Annotated in this window: 1 protein-coding gene; it reads right to left on the bottom strand. The window is 58.2% G+C overall.

All coding sequences use genetic code 11. The annotated features are described in order from the left end of the window. A partial coding sequence (locus ACIOVD_RS27840) for an immunoglobulin-like domain-containing protein (RefSeq protein ID WP_401131379.1) occupies positions 1-3,887 on the bottom strand: 3,887 nt, incomplete at both ends.

Raw genomic sequence — 3,887 nt, 5'->3', positions numbered from 1 at the left:
ACTGTTGCGTCAGTGACGCTGAGCTTGATGGTTTCGCCGTCTTTGTAAACGTCGTCGCCTTGGGCTTTCAGCTCGTATGGAACGCTGGTGGTGCCGGCTTTGATCACGACGGTCGCGCCGTTGCTCAGGGTGACGGTCAGGTCTTGCTTGAGTTCCTGGTCGACTTTCACCGTGAACTTCGGAGCAGCGTTTTCCAGCACATCGCCGTTGCTTTCGATGGTGACAGTGATCTTGTCGCCGTCAGTACCTGGCTCGTCAGTGACAGTGGTGGTGAACTGGTCTTTGCCGAGGGTCAGCTTCTCGAAGTTGTTGGCCGAAACCGACTCGAGTTTGTTGACGATCGCATCCTGACCGCCGGTGAAGATGTTGTCTTTGGCGGTGACCACGGCAGTGCCACTGGTGCCGTTAGCCGGGATCTTGATCTCGGTGCCGTCGGTGAGTTTGAAGGTCAACTCGCCGTGGCTCGCCATCGGCATGCCAGCAGCGTTGGTCAGGGTCACGGTGTAGGTGACTTCACCGCCCTCAGCGACGGTGGATTTATCCACCGTCAGGGTGGCTTTCACCTCAGTGAGGGTGTCGCCAACTTTGACCACAGCCTCGTCGCCGAGCACCAGATTCTCGAAGGACTTGCCTGGAACCGTTGCGTCAGTGACGCTCAGCTTGATGGTTTCGCCGTCTTTGTAGACGTCGTCGCCCTGGGCTTTCAGCTCGTACGGCACGCTGGTGGTGCCGGCTTTGATCACCACGGTTGCACCGTTGCTCAAGGTTACGGTCAGGTCTTGCTTGAGTTCCTGATCCACTTTGACGGTGAACTTCGGTGCAGCATTTTCCAGTACATCGCCATTGCTTTCGATGGTGACGGTGATCTTGTCGCCTTCGTTAGCCGGATCTTTTGGATCACCCGAGCCTGGCTCGTCCGTCACGCTGGTAGTCAGCGTGGTATCGCCCAAGGTCAGCTTCTCGAAGTTGTTGGCCGAAACCGACTCGAGTTTGTTGACGATTGCATCCTGGCCGCCGGTGAAGATGTTGTCTTTGGCGGTGACGACTGCAGTACCGCTGGTGCCGTTAGCCGGGATTTTCACCACGGTGCCATCGGTCAGCGTGAACTCCAGAGGACCATGGCTCGCCATCGGCATGCCGGCAGCGTTGGTCAGGGTCACGGTGTAAGTGACGTCACCACCTTCGGCGACAGTGGATTTATCCACAGTCAGGGTGGCTTTCACCTCGGTGAGGGTGTCGCCAACCTTGACCACTGCCTCGTCGCCAAGCACCAGGTTTTCGAACGACTGACCTGGAACCGTTGCGTCAGTGACGCTCAGTTTGATGGTTTCGCCGTCTTTGTAGACGTCGTCGCCCTGGGCTTTCAGTTCGTACGGCACGCTGGTGGTGCCGGCCTTGATCACCACGGTTGCACCGTTGCTCAGGGTGACGGTCAGGTCTTGTTTCAGTTCCTGATCGACTTTGACGGTGAACTTCGGCGCAGCGTTTTCCAGCACGTCGCCGTTGCTTTCGATGGTGACGGTGATTTTGTCGCCTTCGTTGGCCGGATCTTTTGGATCGCCCGAGCCTGGTTCGTCAGTGACCGAAGTGGTCAACGTCGTGTCGCCGAGGGTCAGCTTCTCGAAATTGTTAGCCGAAACCGACTCGAGCTTGTTGACGATCGCATCCTGGCCGCCGGTGAAGATGTTGTCTTTGGCGGTGACCACTGCAGTGCCGGTGGTGCCGTTAGCCGGGATCTTGATCTCGGTGCCGTCGGTGAGTGTGAAGGTCAACTCTCCGTGGCTGGCCATTGGCATGCCAGCAGCGTTGGTCAGGGTCACGGTGTAGGTGACTTCACCACCTTCGGCGACGGTGGATTTATCCACAGTCAGGGTGGCTTTCACCTCAGTGAGGGTGTCGCCCACCTTGACCACAGCCTCGTCGCCGAGCACCAGGTTTTCGAACGACTTGCCCGGAACCGTTGCGTCAGTGACGCTGAGCTTGATGGTTTCGCCGTCTTTGTAGACGTCGTCGCCCTGGGCTTTCAGTTCGTACGGCACGCTGGTGGTGCCCGCTTTGATCACCACGGTCGCGCCGTTGCTCAGGGTGACGGTCAGGTCTTGCTTGAGTTCCTGATCGACTTTGGCGGTGAACTTAGGCGCAGCGTTTTCCAGCACATCGCCGTTGCTTTCGATGGTGACGGTGATCTTGTCGCCTTCGTTAGCCGGGTCTTTTGGATCGCCCGAACCAGGCTCGTCGGTGACCGAAGTGGTCAACGTCGTGTCGCCCAGTGTCAGCTTCTCGAAGTTGTTAGCCGAAACCGACTCGAGCTTGTTGACGATCGCGTCCTGGCCGCCGGTGAAGATGTTGTCTTTGGCGGTGACCACGGCCGTGCCGGTGGTGCTGTTGGCCGGGATCTTGATCTCGGTGCCGTCGGTGAGTTTGAAGGTCAACTCGCCGTGGCTGGCCATCGGCATGCCGGCGGCGTTGGTCAGCGTCACGGTGTAAGTGACTTCACCACCTTCAGCGACAGTGGTTTTATCCACCGTCAGGGTGGCTTTCACCTCAGTGAGGGTGTCGCCAACTTTGACCACTGCCTCGTCGCCAAGCACCAGGTTCTCGAACGATTTACCTGGAACCGTTGCGTCAGTGACGCTCAGCTTGATGGTTTCGCCGTCTTTGTAGACGTCGTCGCCCTGGGCTTTCAGCTCGTATGGAACGCTGGTGGTGCCAGCTTTGATCACAACAACGGCGCCGTTGCTCAAGGTCACGGTCAGGTCTTGCTTGAGTTCCTGATCGACTTTGACGGTGAACTTCGGTGCAGCGTTTTCCAGCACGTCGCCGTTGCTTTCGATGGTGACAGTGATCTTGTCGCCGTCAGTACCTGGCTCGTCAGTGACCGAAGTGGTCAGCGTGGTATCACCCAGGGTCAGTTTCTCGAAGTTGTTCGAGGAGACCGACTCGAGTTTATTGACGATCGCATCCTGGCCGCCGGTGAAGATGTTGTCTTTGGCGGTGACCACGGCAGTGCCGCTGGTGCCGTTAGCCGGGATTTTCACCACGGTGCCATCGGTCAGCGTGAACTCCAGAGGACCATGGCTGGCCATCGGCATGCCAGCGGCGTTGGTCAGGGTTACGGTGTAAGTAACTTCACCACCTTCGGCGACAGTGGTTTTATCCACCGTCAGGGTGGCTTTCACCTCAGTGAGGGTGTCGCCAACTTTGACCACAGCCTCGTCGCCGAGCACCAGATTCTCGAAGGACTTGCCTGGAACCGTTGCGTCAGTGACGCTCAGCTTGATGGTTTCGCCGTCTTTGTAGACGTCGTCGCCCTGGGCTTTCAGCTCGTACGGCACGCTGGTGGTGCCGGCTTTGATCACCACGGTTGCACCGTTGCTCAAGGTTACGGTCAGGTCTTGCTTGAGTTCCTGGTCGACTTTCACCGTGAACTTCGGTGCAGCATTTTCCAGTACATCGCCATTGCTTTCGATGGTGACGGTGATCTTGTCGCCTTCGTTAGCCGGATCTTTTGGATCACCCGAGCCTGGCTCGTCCGTCACGCTGGTAGTCAGCGTGGTATCGCCCAAGGTCAGCTTCTCGAAGTTGTTGGCCGAAACCGACTCGAGTTTGTTGACGATCGCGTCCTGGCCGCCGGTGAAGATGTTGTCTTTGGCGGTGACGACTGCAGTACCGCTGGTGCCGTTAGCCGGGATTTTCACCACGGTGCCATCGGTCAGCGTGAACTCCAGAGGACCATGGCTCGCCATCGGCATGCCGGCAGCGTTGGTCAGGGTCACGGTGTAAGTAACTTCACCGCCCTCGGCGACAGTGGATTTATCCACAGTCAGGGTGGCTTTCACCTCGGTGAGGGTGTCGCCAACCTTGACCACTGCCTCGTCGCCAAGCAC

It is taken from the genome of Pseudomonas sp. NPDC087626, assembly GCF_044743405.1.
Lineage (GTDB): Bacteria > Pseudomonadota > Gammaproteobacteria > Pseudomonadales > Pseudomonadaceae > Aquipseudomonas.
Note: the sequence above shows the minus strand (reverse complement) of the source record. Positions and strands in the feature narration are given on the sequence as shown.